Origin of the sequence: Halapricum desulfuricans (assembly GCF_017094465.1) — an archaeon.
Classification (GTDB): domain Archaea; phylum Halobacteriota; class Halobacteria; order Halobacteriales; family Haloarculaceae; genus Halapricum.
Map to the genome: position 1 here is coordinate 2,392,485 of NZ_CP064791.1, position 14,938 is coordinate 2,407,422.

Genomic DNA, 14,938 nt, shown 5'->3' on the forward strand with positions numbered 1-14,938 from the left:
GCGATTTCTGGACGGTGTCATCGCGTCCGTGCCGTCATCTCCCGGACGCCCGCGAGATCACTCCCGCTGCTCGACTGGGACGTACGCCTGGTCGGTCGCGCCGACGTAGCGTGACCGCGGTCGGATGAGACGGTTGTCTTCCTGGTACTCCAACACGTGGGCGATCCAGCCGCCGACCCGACTCAACGCGAATATCGGCGTGAACAGATCGATTGGGATCCCCATCTGGTAGTAAGTAGAGGCCGAGTAGAAGTCCACGTTCGGCGCGATGCCCGTCTCCTGTTGCATGAACTCCTCGATGACCTGACTGTAGGAGAACCACTTGAGCTCGCCGGAGGCGTTGCCCAGCGCTCGCGATTGATCGCCGAGGATCGCCGCGCGGGGGTCCTTGACGTCGTAGACCCGGTGGCCGAATCCGGGGATTCGCTTGCCCTCTTCCAGGGCGTTACGGGTCCACTCGACGACGCTCAGCTCGCTGTCGTCGATCTCCTTGAGCATCGCCATGACGTTCTGGTTCGCCCCGCCGTGGAGGCCCCCCTTCAGCGTCCCAATGGCGCTCGTGATCGAGCTGTAGATGTCCGACAGCGTCGAGGCCGTGACCATCGCGGCGAACGTCGAGGCGTTGATCCCGTGATCGACGTGCAACACCAGTGCCATATCGAAGACCTCGGCAAGCTTGTCGTCCGGAGCCTCGCCGTTGAGCATGTACAGGAAGTTCGCGGCGTGATCGAGGTCCTCCCGCGGTGCGACCGGGTCGTTCCCGTCACGCAGCCGCTTGAACGCCGCCACGACCGTCGGCATCTTGGCGGTGATCCGTTTGCCCTTCGACAGGTCTTCCGCCCGCGTGCCGGGCTCGCCGTCCTCGTCGTCGTAGGCCGACAGCATCGAGGTCGCCGTTCGAAGCGCTGCCATCGGGTTCGCGTCGGCCTCGGCCAGCCGCCGCACCGTTTCGAGAACGTCGTCGTGCACTGTCCGGTTCGCGGCGAGTTCGTCCTCGAAGGTCGAGAGCGCCGACGCCGTCGGCAGTTCCCCGTGCCAGAGCAGGTAGAGCACTTCCTCGAAACTGGCCCGCTCTGCCAGATCCCCGATCTCGTAGCCGCGATAGACGAGTCGCCCCTCGTCGCCGTCGATGTAACTGAGTTCCGACTCGGCGACGAGGACGCCTTCGAGCCCCTTCTTGAGGTCGTCGGACATACTGTACTGCAATCAACCTCGGCGGAAAAACATTGTCGTTTCTGCGCTACACGTTCCCACATCCCCGACCCGTACGCCTATAGGCCGTCCCTTCGTATCCCCGGATCACCGCACGCCGATGGCCCCGTTCGACGACCTCCCTTCACCGTCGCTGCCGGAGTTGACGGCGAGACGGATCGCCGCCACCTACTTCGCGTTCGGGGTGCTCTGGATCCTGTTTTCGGATGCAGTCGTGTATCTGTTCGTTCCCGATCCAGAGGCCCGGTTCCGGATCGAGGCGCTCAAAGGCGGCCTGTTCGTGGTCGTCTCGGCACTGCTGGTCTACGGGTTGACCGCACGCGCTCACGAACGCCAGCGCGAGACGGAACGACGGCTCCGCCAGCAGACCCGGGAGCTGAGTATCCTGCATCGGATCGTCAGGCACAACCTGCGCAACATCGCGACCGTCATCGGCGGCCGAACGGAGACGGCGCGCGAAACCGGAGAGGTTGAACCACACCTTGAAATCGTCGAACGCAAGGTCGACAGGCTGGAGACGCTGGCGGAGAAGGCGAATATCCTGCGTGGAATCTCCGAGCAGTCGGCCGACCGGCGCGTCGAGCAGGATCTCACGAAGGCGATCACCGAGATCTGCGCCCAGCTCCGAGCGGAACATCCAGATGTGACGATCGAGTTCGACAGTCCAGAGCGCGTCGAGACGCTGGTCCCCGCACGAATGGGTTTTGCAATCTCCGAACTGCTCGAAAACGCGATTGTCCACGGCGGGCCGGGTGGGTCAGTGGTGATCTCACTGGCGGTCAACAGCGACGAGATCCGGATCGCTGTCGAAGACGACGGGCCGGGTCTGCCAGCGGGCGAACGGACAGCCATCGAGGGAAACGTCGAAGACGTTCTCACTCACTCGGAGGGGCTCGGCCTCTGGCTCGTTCGGCTGATCGTCGAGAAAGCCGACGGCCACCTCACCGTGACCAAGAGCCAGCTTGGCGGTGCGGCCGTGACGGTGTCGGTCCCGCGTGTCGACAACGAGCAACCGTAATGGCACTCTCCATCGTATTCGCCCGAGGACCTCCGACTCGAAGGGGGACGATACCGGAAAATGATTCCCCGATGACAGCACTCTGTCACATCGAACACCTGCTGTAGATATAGGTATATCGCAGATACGGGACCTTGTTGCCGGTATTTCGATCTACACATAACGAAAGATCGGATCTGATATCAGAATCTGAGAACGCTTTCCAGCCATCGAGAACGAACTCGACTATATAATCCCCTTCACAGTAAAGGCAGAGTGAGGTCAACACAGATGTCATACCAGGCGACGAACCCCCTATCAAACGAATTCGAACTCGAGCTGTCGCGACCGCTGACTGCCTACTGGCTCGCGACGCTGCGCGTCGTGGTCGGCTGGTGGTTCTTCCACGCAGGAATCACGAAGCTCATCGAGAACGGGCTGTCGTTCACCGGCGGCCCGGCATATCTCAAGGGCATGACCGGCACGGCACTCGGGCCGATCCCGGTCTGGATGGGTAACAACCTCGCGTGGCTGATCGAGCCGGGCGTCCCGCTCGGCGAGACGCTCATCGGACTCGGGCTGATGGTCGGTGCCCTGGTCCGGTTGGCCGCTTTCTTCGGGGCCGTGTTCATGACTCTGTTCTGGGTCGGCAACGCCGGGTTCGGCAACGGCATCGTCACCGGCGACTTCCTGGGACTGTTGCTGTTCGTGACGATGATCGTGCTCGCGACGGGCCGGTACTTCGGCCTCGACGCGCTCATCGAGCGGACCGAATTCGTCCGGAACCGCCCGCGGCTCAAATACCTGCTCGGCTAAGGAGGGACAAAATATGGAATACAACACTATCGACAGAGTGCTGCTCGGAGCCAGTAGCGGCCTCGTACTGTTCAGCGTCGTCGTCCTCGGCGTCCTCGAGATACTCGCCGGCAAACCGTACAGTCCGGTCGAGATCACCAACGAGGCGGGCGAAGTCGTCGCGACACCCGCCATCGACCCGACGATCCGCACCGGGCTGGTCCTACTGGGGCTCGCGGTCCTGCTAGTCTGGTTCGGCTACCGCGCCCTGGTGCCCGCGGACGCCGGAACGTCCGAATCAATCCACAGCCGCGAACAGACCGCGGACTGAGCGTCGAAAAACGGCTCGAACCAGTACCGTTTCTGCGGACCGGGACGTTTTTACTACACCGATCACGGACCGCCAGTCACAGCGGCCCGTGACGTATCAGGCGAACAGCTGCCGTGCGTCGTCGATCGCCTCGACCAGCACGTCGATCTCCTCGCGCGTATTGTACACGTAGAAGGACGCGCGCGCGGTCGCGGCGACGCCGAGTTTGTCGTGCAGCGGCTGGGTACAGTGATCGCCGGCCCGGATCGCGACGGCGTAGTCGTTGAGGATCGAGGAGAGGTCGTGAGCGTGGACGGAGTCGAGATTGAACGAGACCAGGCCGCCGCGTTCCTCGCCGGCGGGCGGGCCGAAGGTCTCGATGTCGTCGAACTCCGCGAACCGCTCGAGTGCGTATTGGGCGAGTTCGTTCTCGTGGCGAGCGATAGCTCCCATGCCGATCTCATCGAGGTAGTCACACGCCTCCGCCAGCGCGATCCCCTGGGCGATGGAGGGTGTCCCGGCCTCGAACTTCCAGGGGAGTTCGTTCCAGCGGGACTCCTCGAATGTGACCTTCTCGATCATGTCGCCGCCGTAGAGGAACGGACCCATCGATTCAAGCAGGTGTTGCTTCCCGTAGAGAACGCCGATCCCGGTCGGACCAGCCATCTTGTGACCCGAAAAGGCGTAGAAGTCAGCGTCGATAGCCTCGACGTCGACCGGGCGGTTCGGGACCGCCTGCGCGCCGTCGATAAAGGCCAGCGCGTCGTGATCGTGCGCCAGATCGACGAGATCGGCGACGGGATTGATGGTCCCCAGCGTGTTCGAGACGTGGAGCGCCGACAGCATGGCAGTGTCGTCGTCGATCACCTCGCGGGCATGGTCCATATCCAGGTAGCCGTCCTGGTCAACCCGAATGTACGCGACGTCCGCACCGGTTCGCTCGGCGATCTGTTGCCAGGTGACCAGCGAGGCGTGGTGTTCCATCTCCGTGAGGACGACCGTATCCCCCGGCCCGAGTTCGCGCAGCCCCCAGGCGTAGGCGACGAGGTTCTCGCTCTCGGTGGTGTTTTTCGTGAAGACGATCTCCTCGCGGCCCGCCGCCCCGATGAACTCGGCGACGCGATCGTGGGCCTCCTCGTAGGCGATCGAGGCTTCCTGGCTGAGCTGGTGGAGTCCGCGGTGGACGTTGGCGTTGTACTCCCGGTAGTAGTCGCCGATGGCATCGATTACCCGGTTTGGGGTCTGGGTCGTCGCGGCGTTGTCCAGATACACCAGCTGCGTGCCGTCGAATTCCCGGTCGAGCACCGGGAAATCCTCGCGGATGCGCTCGACGTCGAGCGCCCCGGATTCACGTACAGTCATTACTCCGATATGAGAGCCAGAGACACCTGGTTCCTTCGGTCCGCCTAGACCAGTCGTACCGACGAGCCGTGACTGGAGTCTGGCGCGCTCGCCGGGTCCCGGACCGCGTCACACGAGGACGTCGACCGCGTACCCGTTCGCCTCCAGGGACTCGATCAGTGCCTCGACGTGGTCGGAGCCTTTCGTCTCCAGGTCGAGCTCGACTTCGGCGTCGTTCAGCGCGATGTCCCGCGAGGCGCGGTCGTGCTCGATGGCGTAGATGTTCGCGCCCTGTTCGGAGATGATCTCGACGAGTCGTTCGAGTTCGCCGGGGCGGTCCTTGAGAACGGTCCGCAGGCGGAGATACCGACCGGTCTCGATCAACCCGCGCATGATAACCGTCGTCAGGACGTTCAGGTCGATGTTCCCGCCACAGAGCGCCGGGACGATGACCTCGTCGTCCTCGTAGTCGAACCGTTCGGCCAGCAGCGCCGCCAGCGGAACCGCGCCCGCTCCCTCGACGAGGGTCTTCGAGCGCTCCAGCAGGGTCGTCAGCGCGACGGCGATCTCCGAGTCACTGACCGTGACGACCTCGTCGACACGCTCGCGGATCACCTCGAAGGTCCGCTCGCCGATCTTCCGGGTGGCGATCCCGTCGGCGATCGTCTCGACACTATCGCGTTCGACGATCTCGCCGCTCTCCAGGGACGCACGAGCACTCGCAGCACCCTCCGCCTGCACGCCGATCACCCGGATATCCTCGTCTTTCCCTTTGAGCGCCGTCGCGATCCCCGAGATCAGCCCGCCACCGCCGATCGGGACGACGACCGTCTCGACATCCGGTAAGTCCTCGTAAATCTCCAGACCGATAGTGCCCTGGCCGGCCATCACCATCTCGTCGTCGAAGGCGTGGACGTACGTGCGTCCCTCCTCGCGTTCGATCTCGTGGGCGCGCTCGGCCGCGGCATCGTAGTCCGCCCCGTCGAGGACGACCTCGCCGCCGTAACTTTCGGTCGCCTCGATTTTCGAGACGGGGGCGTGCTCGGGCATGACGATCTTGGCGTCGACGCCCATTCGCGTGGCTGCCAGCGCGACCCCCTGAGCGTGGTTGCCGGCGCTGGCGGTGACGACGCCAGCCGCTTTCTCGGCGTCGCTCAACGTCGCAATACGGTTGGTCGCCCCACGGATCTTGAACGCACCCGTCCGCTGGAAGGTCTCCAGTTTCAGGTGGACGGTCGCGCCGGTCATCGACGAGAAGGTATGGGAGTACTCGAGCGGCGTGTGGCGGGCGGTCTCGGTGACCCGGTCCCGCGCGGCCAGTACGTCCGAAAGCGACAGCATGCCCGCCAGTTGCGTCGCTGGCCAGTTAGGTGTGAGGGAGAAGGATGGAACGTGTGACTGCATCAGAATCTGGGTCGGGAATGAGTATAAACGTCAGGGAAGCGGACTGAAAGTGAAAGTGCCGGACTGGGACCGGATCCAAACCTCCGTCAGACGGCTGGCAGACGACTGGTCGACCACTCAATTTCGGGGCCACCGATCAAAGAGAGAACCTCTCAGGGCCTATGGTAACGGGACTCTCGGAAGCCTTACATATCCCCCTCCCATCTGAACAAAGGCAATGGCAAACGGTACGGTTGATTTCTTCAACGACACAGGCGGCTACGGTTTCATCGAGACTGAGGACGCGGACGAGGACGTTTTCTTCCACATGGAAGACGTTGGCGGCCCGGACCTCGAGGAAGGACAGGAGATCGAATTCGACATCGAAGAGGCCCCCAAGGGTCCGCGCGCGACTAACGTCGTCCGACAGTAGACTTCGCACTATCGCTTTATTGCGATCCCGTTTTTATCGACGCTACAATCGAGAGCGGCAGTGCCAGGTAGGCCCCGGCACCGGCTGCCGCCGAGCGGCTGCTTGTATCCGACAGATTCGAAGAAGCCTCGAGAGCAAAACAGCCAGCCTACCGTCGATCCTCTAGCTCCGTTCGGAGATCCGACAGATCCATCCCCTTCATCGAGAGCAACACGAGCATGTGATAGACGATATCGGCGCTTTCGTGTGCAATTTCCTCGTGATCGTCGTCCTTCGCGGCGAGAACGAGCTCGGTCATCTCCTCGCCCAACTTCTCCAGGACGGCGTTCTCGCCTTTCTCGTGGGTGAACAGCGAAGCCGTATAGGAATCCTCGGGCAACGTCTCCTTGCGATTCTCGATGACCTCGAACACCTCGTCGAGCACATCAGCGTCAGCCATACTCGGGATGAAGCGGGCGGGGAGCAAAAAGGCCGCTACTCGACCGTAATCGCGACGGTCACGTTCACTCGAAGAAGGCCAGGTCGTGGATCCGCGAATCGCCGGTCAGTTCCGGGTGGAAGGAAGTTCCGAGGACGGGACCGTCCCGGACCGCGACGGGACGGCCGTCCCAGGTAGCCAACACCTCGGCGTCACCGACGTCGTCGATGACCGGCGCGCGGATGAACACGGCGTGGAACGGGTCGTCCAGACCAGAGACGTCGAGATCGGCCTCGAAGCTGTCCTTCTGGCGGCCAAAGGCGTTGCGCTGGACGCTCACGTCGAGCAGATCCAGCGTGTCGACGCGCTCGTCGTTGGCATCGCTCGAGGTGACGATCAACCCGGCACAGGTCGCCAACAGCGGCTTGCCGTCCGCCACGTGGGCCTGCACTTCCCTGTCGATGCCTTCGCGAGCGAGTAACCGCGAGATGGTCGTCGATTCCCCGCCCGGAATCGCAAGCAGGTCACATTCGGGGACGATTCCAGATTCGCGGATCTCGCGAACGTCGACGGACTTGTCGTGGGCAGCGGCCGCCGACTCGATCGCCGCGGCGTGTTCGCTGACGTCGCCCTGGACGGCGACGACACCGGCTGTGAGACTCATTGACGGCGCTAACTGACCGACCGCGAAAAACCTCTCGTTCCGTCCTTCGGTAGGGAACTTCGACGCAGCCGGTAGTGAACCGCCGGGAGTATTAGGTGCCGCGAGTCCGAGAGCCGGATATGGGCACTCGACGCGATCCGGTTCAGGCGCGCACCGACGGATCGCTCGACCTGCACGACGTGGTCGAGTGGGAGCAACAAACGCTGCTGGACGCAGTCGCCGTGTTCGTCTATCAAGCGCTGCTCGTCGCGACACGGGCGTTCGTCGTCGTCCTCGCGCTGTTCATCCTGCTCGCCGAGATCGCGCTGGGCACGCTCGGTGGCCTCACGGATCCGTGGATCGGGGTGATGACTGTCCTCTCTGCGGTGCCGGCGCTCGGGCTCGCGGCGTACGTCTGGCACGCCGACGTGACGACCCAGGAGCCGCTGTCGCTGCTCGTCGGGACCTTCCTGCTTGGAGTCCTCGTCGCGGGATTCGCCGGGATACTCAACACGGCAGTGCCGGCCGTCTTCATGAGCTGGGGGGTCGACATCGGCCTGATCGGACTGTTCTTCCTGGTCGTCGGTCCCGTCGAGGAGGGGGTCAAGTTACTCGCGGTCAGGCTGTACCCGTTCCGCGACAATCGCTTCAACGCCGTGATCGACGGGGCGGTCTACGGCGCGGTCGCCGGTCTCGGGTTCGCCACGATCGAAAACGCGCTGTATATCACCCAGAGCGTCGCCGCGACGAGTGCGAACCCGCTGGCGGTCGGCGGCGGAACCTCGATCGTCCGCGCGCTGGCCGGTCCGGGGCACGTCATCTACTCGGCCATCGCCGGCTACTACCTCGGGCTCGCGAAGTTCAACCCCGACGACGCCGGCCCGATCGTGATCAAGGGGCTGTTGATCGCGGCCGTCATCCACGGCGGCTACAACACCCTCGCGCAGTTCGTTCCGGAAGCGCTGGCGGCTGTGACAGGGCTCAGTTGGTTCGGCGGGTTCGTCGTGTTCGTGCTCGTCTTCGATGGCGTGTTCGGACTCATCCTCGTCTGGAAGATTCGGGCGTACCGTCGGGCCTACCGGCTCGTCCACGACCGGCCGATCCCGAGGTCGGAACCCACGGAGTTCGATCCGTGACGGTCGCGCGTCCAGTTACAGGAGCGAATAGATGGCCCTGAACACCGACTCGCGGGTGCTGACGCTGTCGGTCGCCCGGATGGCCGACGCGCTGGGCAACTCGTTTCTGATCATCGTCCTCCCGCTGTACATCGCCAGTGGCGAGATCTCGCTCGTGGGGATCGCCGGCACCGAGATCTCGCTCCCGGGTACCGCACTCGGCGGGTTCGTCCTGCGCGAGGAGACGCTGATCGGTGTCGTCCTCTCGTTGTTTGGCCTGCTCAACAGCTTCGGCCAGCCCTTTACCGGGCGGTGGTCCGACAGGCTCGGTCGGCGGAAAGTGTTCGTCCTCGGCGGGCTCGCCTTGTTCGGGGCCGGCAGCGCGGCCTATCCGTTCGCCGGCACGTACTGGACGGTGCTACTGGCACGGGCGCTCCAGGGCGTCGGAGCAGCCTTCACCGTCCCGGCGACGGTCGCGCTGATCAACGACTACGCCGAAAGCGACAGCGAACGCGGCAGCAACTTCGGCGTCTACAACACGCTCCGGTTGCTGGGCTTTGGCTTCGGGCCGATCATCGCCGGCGTCGTCATCACGGGCGGGCTCGCCGCCGAGGGAGTCGTCACATACGACCTGCTCGGACTCGTGATCTCCGGGTTCGACGCCGCCTTCGCCGTGGCCGTCCTCGGCGCGGCCGTCAGCGCCGGCCTGGTCGTGCTGTTCATCGAGGACCCGCCGGAAGCGGCCGACGCGGCGAGCAAGGACCTCTCGATCGCGATTCGCGGCCCCGACGGTCGCGGTCTCGATTCGGTGTTCGTCCTCGGGATCGGGACCTTCCTGATGGCGACGACGATCGCACTGTTCGCCACGCTGGAGGGGCCGATCCGGGCACGACTCGGCGAGTCGACCTTCTTCTTCAGCGTCCAGTTCGCCGCAGTGACGCTCGCGAATGTCGCGTTCCAGATCCCGATCGGCCGGGCCAGCGACCGGTACGGTCGCCGCCCCTTCGTCGTCGCCGGGTTCGCCGTGTTGATCCCCTCCGTGTTCGTCCAGGGTCTCGTCACCGATCCCTGGCTGATGCTCGGCGCGCGATTCATCCAGGGCGTGGCCGTCGCGCTCGTGTTCGCGCCGTCGCTAGCGCTGGCCGGCGACCTGTCGGGCGAGCGCGGTTCGGGAACGACGCTGTCGGTGCTGACGATGGCGTTCGGCCTCGGCGTCGCCGTCGGGCCGCTGGCCTCCGGCGTGCTGTACAACGTCGGGAGCTTCGAAACGCCGTTTTTCTTCGGTGCGGTCCTGAGTGTGCTCGCGCTCGTGCTCGTCTACAGCCAGGTCGAGGAGACGCTGACAGAGCCGACACGAGAGTCAAAAAATATATAATACCTTGCTATCACGTCCGATATGCATGTCCTCCAATCCACAGCCGGCAGACGAACGTGGCTGTCCAAAATGCGGGCACGACGAAGTCGACGTCAATCGTATCTCGACGACGGGTGGTGGCCTCTCGAAGCTGTTCGACATCCAGACGAACAACTTCCAGGTCGTCTCTTGTCTGAACTGCGGCTACTCCGAACTGTACCGGCAAGGTGGCGACACCGGGAGCGATATCGTCGATGTCTTTCTGGGATGAGCGCCGCTGGGACTATCTCTCTGATCGTTCTTCTGTCGGTCGGGGTCGGTAGCGGCCTGGTGCTGTACGCGCTCGTTCGGCGCGAGCGTGAGCAGGGGACGGTCACCGACCGTGAGACTGGCGAACAGCTAGCGCGTCGAGATACTGACGAACCGGGGGAGTGAACGCGGCGCGCGAGCGAGGATCCGCGCTACGTCCCCGACAGCTGGATCGCGCGTACGATGACGTACATGAGCACGATCCCCGACCCGACCGCGAGGATCAGCTGACCGAGCCACGTCAGTACGGACCCGATCAGAGATCCGACTCCGTACGATACGGTGAAGGATGCGCCGACGTAGAACGGTAGCAGTCCGAGGACCCCGAACAGCAAGACGAGTCCCAGAATCGGGTAGGCTTCCCGCCAGATCTGTTCGAAGTCGAACGTGCCGGTGTCCATGTCGACGAACGGTGGTGAAGATGACATCGAGCGTGCCTTCGGACACCCAGCCAAAACCGCTTCGGGAAAGTACAGTCGCTGTTTGGGTTTCACACCACCGGCAGTATCAACACAACATAGATTCGAGCGTCCCGGTGACGGCCTCGGCCGCGGCGTGTACCTCGGGCAGTCGGACGTACTCCCGCTCGCTGTGGGCGACCGCACCAGTCTCGTCGGCCAGCACGCCCGGCCCGAACACGACCGTCGGCGCCTCTTCGGCGAAATACGAGGCCTCGGTCGCGGCTCCGAACGGCCGCACCGCGCCGCCGCTCTCGGCCGCGAGCGTCTCGACAAGTGTCTCGTCGGGGTCGGTCGCGAACGCCTCCAAAAACGGGGTCTCGCGATCACTGAGCGCGACCGAGAGGTCTACGCCCTCGGGCAGTCGCCGGCGGAGCCACTCGGACAGCCCCGACCGGAACCCCTCGGCCGTCTCGGGAGGGACGCTCCGGCGATCGAAGGTGAGACGACACTCCGCGGGGATCTGGTTCGGGGCCTCGCCGCCCTCGATCAGCGTCGGCACGAGCGACGGTCGACCCAGTTGCTCGTGCTCGCCTGGCCCGCCTGACTCGTCGTAGCTCGCCAGTCTCTCGAGGATCGGGGCGGCGGCCGCGATGGCGTTGTCGCCGCTCTCGGGTTCCGCGGCGTGGGCGCTCGTGCCCGAGATCGTGATGCTGCCCTCGAATCGCCCGCGAGCGGCGGTACAGACGTCCAGTCCAGTGGGTTCGCCGACGATGAAGCCGTCGGCATCGAGCCGTCCCCGGAGCGCCGCCGCGCCGGTCGAGTGAACCTCCTCGTCCGGCGTGATCGCCAGCGTGACCGCCCCTCGCTCGGGTTCGACGGCGAAAAAGGCCGAAAGCAGCGCGGCGAGCGGCCCCTTGGCGTCACAGGAGCCGCGCCCGCGGACGATCTCGCCGTCGCGCTCGTGGGGGACGTGCGGCGGGACCGTGTCGATGTGCGTGTTGAGGACGAGATGCGGCCCCGCTCCGTCCCCGTCCCGGGTCGCCAGCACGTTGCCGGCGTCGTCGACGGTGGGCTCGAACCCCGCATCTCGTAGGGTCTCGACCAGCAGCGATCGCATCTCCCCGACAGACTCGTGAGACGGAGTGGTCACGGCGCGTTCGTGGAAGGACTCGATATCGAACGTCATCGCTGGGCCACCTGTCCGTCCGCTGGCACGGTCGTCTCGAACTCGCGTTCGACCGGTCCCTGCAGCGTCGCGCCCGTCTCGGTTCTGGTGACGACCAGTCGTCCGCCCGGCGGATGGACGGGGACGGACTGGCCCGTCTCGACGTCCCCGCGTTCGTGGGCGGCGGCGACGACGGCGACCGCACCCGTCCCGCAGGAACGGGTCTCGCCCTCGACGCCGCGTTCGAAGGTCCGCTGGTCGTACCCCTGGACGGGGCCGGCGGTTCGCTCCGAGGCGATCGTGACGTTCGCGCCCTCCGGGAAGACGTCGGCGTGCCGGACGGGCGGCGCGACGCGTTCCAGATCCACGTCGGCGACGTCCTCGACGAACGCGACGGCGTGCGGGACGCCGGTGTTGACCGCCGTCACGGTCAGCCCCTCGACCTCGCGCTCGATCAGCGACTCCCCGAGCGTGGTCGGGACGGCCCCGGAGTCGAAGGTCGGCTCGCCCATCCCGATGGTGACGCCCTCCCGGCCGACTTCGGCGGGATATTCGCCGGCTGGCGTGTCAATGACGAACGCCCGTCGACCCGTCTCGGCGGCCGCCCAGGTCGCGACGACGCGAGCGCCGTTGCCGCACATCTCCGCGATCGAGCCGTCGGGCTGGACGAGCGTCATCTCGACGCGGGGCGGTTCGGCGTCGGCGTCCAGGTCCAGAAAGAGGACGCCATCGGCACCGACCCGCTCGCCGTCGGGGTGGTCCAGTCCCGTCTCCCGATCGGCGAGCCGCCTCGCGAAGGCCTCCCGATCCTCGACTGGAGCGTCGGCCGCGACCACGACGAAGTCGTTGCCGGTGCCGTGGTACTTCTCGACAGTGATCATTGCTCGATCTCTAGTCGGGTCAGGTCCGAAAGGGTTTCGCGTTCGACGGCCAGTTCCGACTCGCTACCGTCGAGGGACACGACCGCCGGGCGCGGCCGGGAGTTGTAGTTCGAGGCCATCTCGTAGCCGTACGCACCGGCGTTGCCGATCGCCAGTACATCCCCGCGTTCGGGTGCCGGGAGTGGCCGGTCGCGACCCAGTACGTCGGCAGTCTCGCAGATCGGGCCGGCGACCGTCGCAGCGGTCGCCTCGCGGTCGTCGGCGTCGGGGGCCAGCGATCGGATCTCGTGGTAGGCGTCGTACATCGCCGGCCGCAACAGCGTCGTCATTCCCGCGTCGACGCCGACGACTGTCGTCTCGGGGGTCGGCTTGACCGTGTTGACGGTCGTCAAGAGGACGCCCGCGTCAGCGACGACGTACCGGCCGGGTTCGATGCCCAGCGTCGCGTCGAGATCGCCGGCGGCCTCGCGAGTGGCGCTGGCGACGCGGTCGAGGTTCAGCGGCGCCTCGTCTGGCCGGTAGGGCACGCCCAGGCCGCCACCGACGTTGAGAAAGTCCAGATCGTGATCGAGATCGCGCGCCAGCTCGCCCATGCGGGCGACGAGTTCGCGATGGGCCTGCAGATCGTCCTCGTCGTGGATCCCGCTGCCGGCGTGAGCGTGCAGTCCGACGAGATCGAAGCCGCGATCGAGGACGTCGCTTGCGAGGTCCGGGACGCGGTCGAAGGGGACGCCGAACTTCGGGGCGTCACCCGTGGTGACCTTCGCGTGGTGACCCGCACCGACACCGGGGTTGACCCGGATCGCGAGCGGGCCGTCGTAGCCGCGTTCCTCGAGCGCCGCCAGCGTGTCGGCCGCCCCGATGGTGATCACCAGGTCGAGGTCCTCGACGGCGTCCGAAAGCGAGACGACGTGATCGAGGTCCGCCGCGGGCGGGTTGACCGCGGTGTAGCGGACCGCCTCGAAGCCGGCCTCGACGGCACGCTTGACCTCGCCCGCGGAGGCACACTCGGCGTCGAGGCCGGTGTCGGCGACGGTCTCTAGGGTCGTACGGACTGTATTGGCTTTGACCGCGTAGCTGATCGCCTCGGCGTGGAAGGCCTGCTCGAGGTTGGCGACGTTCTCGCGGACGCGCCCCTGGTCGATGACGTACAGCGGCGTACCGTGTTCGTCGGCGAGATCGCGCAGGCGAGCGGCGTCCCACTCGGACAGGCGACGGATTGGCGGGGGATCGTCAGTAGTCATTGGCTCGGTATCGGTGTGGCAGCGGTTCAACGTTTGTGATCGTAGCTGCTCGACAGACGAGTGTACCACCGGAACCGAAACCCGGCTAATTATCCCGCAGGATGTCCTCTTTCTCGGCGGCTTCGAGCGTCTCTTCCTCGACGTGAGTCGCCACCACGGCAGGCTTGTACGCGCCGCCGTCGAACAGGTCGTGCTCGCTCACAGAGGACTCGACGAAGCGGGTGAAGGCCCGCCGTTCGGGCGGCAGTTCTCCGTAGATTACCTCCTCCTCGACCAGGTCGTAGACGGGAATTCGCGGGGTCAGCAGGGTGTTCTCGCCGACGATCGAGTTTTCCCCGACTTTGAAGCCGCTCGTGACACGACAGCCAGCGCCCAGCGAGGCGCCGTCCTCGATGATGACGGGGCTGTCTTCGACGGGCTCGAGCACACCGCCGATCAGCGTGTTCGCGCCGAGTTTGACGTTGTCGCCGATCTGGGCACACGAGCCGACGGTGTCGCTGGAGTCGACCAGCGTCCCGTCGCCGACGTGCGCGCCGACGTTGACGAAGCTGGGGCTCATCATGATCGCGTCGCTGCCCACGTAGGCCCCGCGGCGGATCACGGTCCCAGTCGGCGTGTTTCGCGTGCCGCGCTCGCCCAGGTCCTCGGTCTCTCGAAGCGGCAGGACATCGTGATAGGTGACGCCGCCGTGCTCGCGGGGCTTGGTCTCGCGCAGGCCGAAGTTGAGGAGGATCCCCCGTTTGACCCACTCGTTGACGGTCCAGTCGTCACCGGCAGGTTCGGCGGCCCGGACCTCGCCGGCTTCCAGGGCTGCCAGGAACCGTTCGAGCGTCGCCAGGGCGTCGCTGTCGGCCTCGGCGGCAGTCAGGCCGTCGTCGTAACGCTGCCAGAGACCTTCGATATCGGATTGCAGGCTCATTAGAGGGTGCTGGAGCCT

18 protein-coding genes are annotated in these 14,938 nt (G+C 65.4%); 8 read left to right on the forward strand and 10 right to left on the reverse strand.

Annotated elements, in window-relative coordinates; genetic code table 11:
• Nucleotides 1-57: 57 nt before the first annotated feature.
• Nucleotides 58-1,194: a citrate synthase gene (gene citZ / locus HSEST_RS12195; protein WP_229121202.1), complete on the reverse strand. Its 1,137-nt coding sequence runs from the start codon at nucleotides 1,192-1,194 to the stop codon at nucleotides 58-60.
• A gap of 118 nt (nucleotides 1,195-1,312) precedes the next feature.
• On the opposite strand from citZ, the gene HSEST_RS12200 reads away from it, so the two are divergent.
• The 3 genes from HSEST_RS12200 (at nucleotide 1,313) to HSEST_RS12210 (ending at nucleotide 3,335) form a co-directional block, all read left to right on the forward strand.
• Nucleotides 1,313-2,230 carry a sensor histidine kinase gene (locus HSEST_RS12200; RefSeq protein WP_229121203.1) on the forward strand — a complete coding sequence of 306 codons (918 nt, stop codon included), beginning with the start codon at nucleotides 1,313-1,315 and terminating at the stop codon, nucleotides 2,228-2,230.
• Between the two features lie 270 nt (nucleotides 2,231-2,500).
• Nucleotides 2,501-3,025, forward strand: coding sequence for a DoxX family protein (locus HSEST_RS12205; RefSeq protein ID WP_229121204.1), 525 nt, complete (start codon nucleotides 2,501-2,503; stop codon nucleotides 3,023-3,025).
• Between the two features lie 13 nt (nucleotides 3,026-3,038).
• Nucleotides 3,039-3,335: a hypothetical protein gene (locus HSEST_RS12210; RefSeq protein WP_229121205.1), complete on the forward strand. Its 297-nt coding sequence runs from the start codon at nucleotides 3,039-3,041 to the stop codon at nucleotides 3,333-3,335.
• A gap of 96 nt (nucleotides 3,336-3,431) precedes the next feature.
• Here HSEST_RS12210 and HSEST_RS12215 read toward each other — a convergent pair whose 3' ends face one another.
• Both HSEST_RS12215 and ilvA read right to left on the reverse strand, forming a co-directional pair.
• Nucleotides 3,432-4,676 carry a cysteine desulfurase gene (locus HSEST_RS12215; protein ID WP_229121206.1) on the reverse strand — a complete coding sequence of 415 codons (1,245 nt, stop codon included), beginning with the start codon at nucleotides 4,674-4,676 and terminating at the stop codon, nucleotides 3,432-3,434.
• Between the two features lie 108 nt (nucleotides 4,677-4,784).
• Nucleotides 4,785-5,996 (reverse strand): threonine ammonia-lyase, encoded by a 1,212-nt coding sequence (gene ilvA / locus HSEST_RS12220; RefSeq protein ID WP_229122998.1) that lies wholly within the window; start codon nucleotides 5,994-5,996, stop codon nucleotides 4,785-4,787.
• Between the two features lie 280 nt (nucleotides 5,997-6,276).
• Here ilvA and HSEST_RS12225 point away from each other — a divergent pair, with 280 nt between their 5' ends.
• Nucleotides 6,277-6,471, forward strand: coding sequence for a cold-shock protein (locus HSEST_RS12225; protein ID WP_229121207.1), 195 nt, complete (start codon nucleotides 6,277-6,279; stop codon nucleotides 6,469-6,471).
• Nucleotides 6,472-6,619: 148 nt separating this feature from the next.
• Here HSEST_RS12225 and hisE read toward each other — a convergent pair whose 3' ends face one another.
• Nucleotides 6,620-6,910 carry a phosphoribosyl-ATP diphosphatase gene (hisE, locus tag HSEST_RS12230; RefSeq protein WP_229121208.1) on the reverse strand — a complete coding sequence of 97 codons (291 nt, stop codon included), beginning with the start codon at nucleotides 6,908-6,910 and terminating at the stop codon, nucleotides 6,620-6,622.
• A 64-nt stretch (nucleotides 6,911-6,974) separates the two neighbouring features.
• Nucleotides 6,975-7,553, reverse strand: coding sequence for a pyridoxal 5'-phosphate synthase glutaminase subunit PdxT (gene pdxT, locus HSEST_RS12235; protein WP_229121209.1), 579 nt, complete (start codon nucleotides 7,551-7,553; stop codon nucleotides 6,975-6,977).
• A 119-nt stretch (nucleotides 7,554-7,672) separates the two neighbouring features.
• On the opposite strand from pdxT, the gene HSEST_RS12240 reads away from it, so the two are divergent.
• The 4 genes from HSEST_RS12240 to HSEST_RS12255 are packed head-to-tail and all read left to right on the forward strand — an operon-like array spanning nucleotide 7,673 to nucleotide 10,436.
• Nucleotides 7,673-8,668 carry a PrsW family intramembrane metalloprotease gene (locus HSEST_RS12240; protein ID WP_229121210.1) on the forward strand — a complete coding sequence of 332 codons (996 nt, stop codon included), beginning with the start codon at nucleotides 7,673-7,675 and terminating at the stop codon, nucleotides 8,666-8,668.
• A 31-nt stretch (nucleotides 8,669-8,699) separates the two neighbouring features.
• Entirely contained in the window at nucleotides 8,700-10,022 is a 1,323-nt protein-coding gene (locus HSEST_RS12245) for an MFS transporter (protein ID WP_229121211.1), read from the forward strand.
• A gap of 25 nt (nucleotides 10,023-10,047) precedes the next feature.
• Nucleotides 10,048-10,272, forward strand: coding sequence for a zinc ribbon domain-containing protein (locus HSEST_RS12250; protein WP_229121212.1), 225 nt, complete (start codon nucleotides 10,048-10,050; stop codon nucleotides 10,270-10,272).
• Nucleotides 10,269-10,436, forward strand: a complete 168-nt coding sequence (locus HSEST_RS12255; RefSeq protein WP_229121213.1) for a hypothetical protein — start codon at nucleotides 10,269-10,271, stop codon at nucleotides 10,434-10,436. Before HSEST_RS12250 ends, HSEST_RS12255 begins: the two co-directional genes overlap by 4 nt.
• A gap of 26 nt (nucleotides 10,437-10,462) precedes the next feature.
• Here the strand turns inward: HSEST_RS12255 and HSEST_RS12260 are convergent, their stop codons facing one another.
• From HSEST_RS12260 to HSEST_RS12280, 5 genes are all read right to left on the reverse strand, one after another.
• Nucleotides 10,463-10,738 carry a hypothetical protein gene (locus tag HSEST_RS12260; protein ID WP_229121214.1) on the reverse strand — a complete coding sequence of 92 codons (276 nt, stop codon included), beginning with the start codon at nucleotides 10,736-10,738 and terminating at the stop codon, nucleotides 10,463-10,465.
• A 79-nt stretch (nucleotides 10,739-10,817) separates the two neighbouring features.
• Complete coding sequence (locus HSEST_RS12265; protein ID WP_229121215.1) at nucleotides 10,818-11,897, reverse strand: M20 family metallopeptidase; 1,080 nt, start codon at nucleotides 11,895-11,897, stop codon at nucleotides 10,818-10,820.
• Nucleotides 11,894-12,757, reverse strand: coding sequence for a diaminopimelate epimerase (dapF, locus tag HSEST_RS12270; protein ID WP_229121216.1), 864 nt, complete (start codon nucleotides 12,755-12,757; stop codon nucleotides 11,894-11,896). The genes HSEST_RS12265 and dapF overlap by 4 nt, the downstream gene beginning before the upstream one ends.
• Complete coding sequence (lysA, locus tag HSEST_RS12275) at nucleotides 12,754-14,001, reverse strand: diaminopimelate decarboxylase (RefSeq protein ID WP_229121217.1); 1,248 nt, start codon at nucleotides 13,999-14,001, stop codon at nucleotides 12,754-12,756. The genes dapF and lysA overlap by 4 nt, the downstream gene beginning before the upstream one ends.
• Before the next feature lie 85 nt (nucleotides 14,002-14,086).
• The gene (locus HSEST_RS12280) at nucleotides 14,087-14,920 is read right to left on the reverse strand and encodes a 2,3,4,5-tetrahydropyridine-2,6-dicarboxylate N-succinyltransferase (RefSeq protein WP_229121218.1); all 834 of its coding nucleotides are present in this window, start codon (nucleotides 14,918-14,920) and stop codon (nucleotides 14,087-14,089) included.
• Nucleotides 14,921-14,938 lie beyond the last annotated feature (18 nt).

Bases quoted from the DNA above. Each gene is read 5' to 3' on its own strand.
- HSEST_RS12260 (WP_229121214.1), bottom strand. From the start codon at position 10,738: ATGTCATCTTCACCACCGTTCGTCGACATGGACACCGGCACGTTCGAC.
- HSEST_RS12210 (WP_229121205.1), top strand. From the start codon at position 3,039: ATGGAATACAACACTATCGACAGAGTGCTGCTCGGAGCCAGTAGCGGC.
- ilvA (WP_229122998.1), bottom strand. From the start codon at position 5,996: ATGCTGTCGCTTTCGGACGTACTGGCCGCGCGGGACCGGGTCACCGAG.
- HSEST_RS12240 (WP_229121210.1), top strand. From the start codon at position 7,673: ATGGGCACTCGACGCGATCCGGTTCAGGCGCGCACCGACGGATCGCTC.
- HSEST_RS12250 (WP_229121212.1), top strand. From the start codon at position 10,048: ATGTCCTCCAATCCACAGCCGGCAGACGAACGTGGCTGTCCAAAATGC.
- HSEST_RS12280 (WP_229121218.1), bottom strand. From the start codon at position 14,920: ATGAGCCTGCAATCCGATATCGAAGGTCTCTGGCAGCGTTACGACGAC.
- pdxT (WP_229121209.1), bottom strand. From the start codon at position 7,553: ATGAGTCTCACAGCCGGTGTCGTCGCCGTCCAGGGCGACGTCAGCGAA.
- HSEST_RS12255 (WP_229121213.1), top strand. From the start codon at position 10,269: ATGAGCGCCGCTGGGACTATCTCTCTGATCGTTCTTCTGTCGGTCGGG.
- HSEST_RS12205 (WP_229121204.1), top strand. From the start codon at position 2,501: ATGTCATACCAGGCGACGAACCCCCTATCAAACGAATTCGAACTCGAG.
- hisE (WP_229121208.1), bottom strand. From the start codon at position 6,910: ATGGCTGACGCTGATGTGCTCGACGAGGTGTTCGAGGTCATCGAGAAT.
- lysA (WP_229121217.1), bottom strand. From the start codon at position 14,001: ATGACTACTGACGATCCCCCGCCAATCCGTCGCCTGTCCGAGTGGGAC.
- HSEST_RS12265 (WP_229121215.1), bottom strand. From the start codon at position 11,897: ATGACGTTCGATATCGAGTCCTTCCACGAACGCGCCGTGACCACTCCG.
- HSEST_RS12245 (WP_229121211.1), top strand. From the start codon at position 8,700: ATGGCCCTGAACACCGACTCGCGGGTGCTGACGCTGTCGGTCGCCCGG.
- HSEST_RS12215 (WP_229121206.1), bottom strand. From the start codon at position 4,676: ATGACTGTACGTGAATCCGGGGCGCTCGACGTCGAGCGCATCCGCGAG.
- dapF (WP_229121216.1), bottom strand. From the start codon at position 12,757: ATGATCACTGTCGAGAAGTACCACGGCACCGGCAACGACTTCGTCGTG.
- citZ (WP_229121202.1), bottom strand. From the start codon at position 1,194: ATGTCCGACGACCTCAAGAAGGGGCTCGAAGGCGTCCTCGTCGCCGAG.
- HSEST_RS12225 (WP_229121207.1), top strand. From the start codon at position 6,277: ATGGCAAACGGTACGGTTGATTTCTTCAACGACACAGGCGGCTACGGT.
- HSEST_RS12200 (WP_229121203.1), top strand. From the start codon at position 1,313: ATGGCCCCGTTCGACGACCTCCCTTCACCGTCGCTGCCGGAGTTGACG.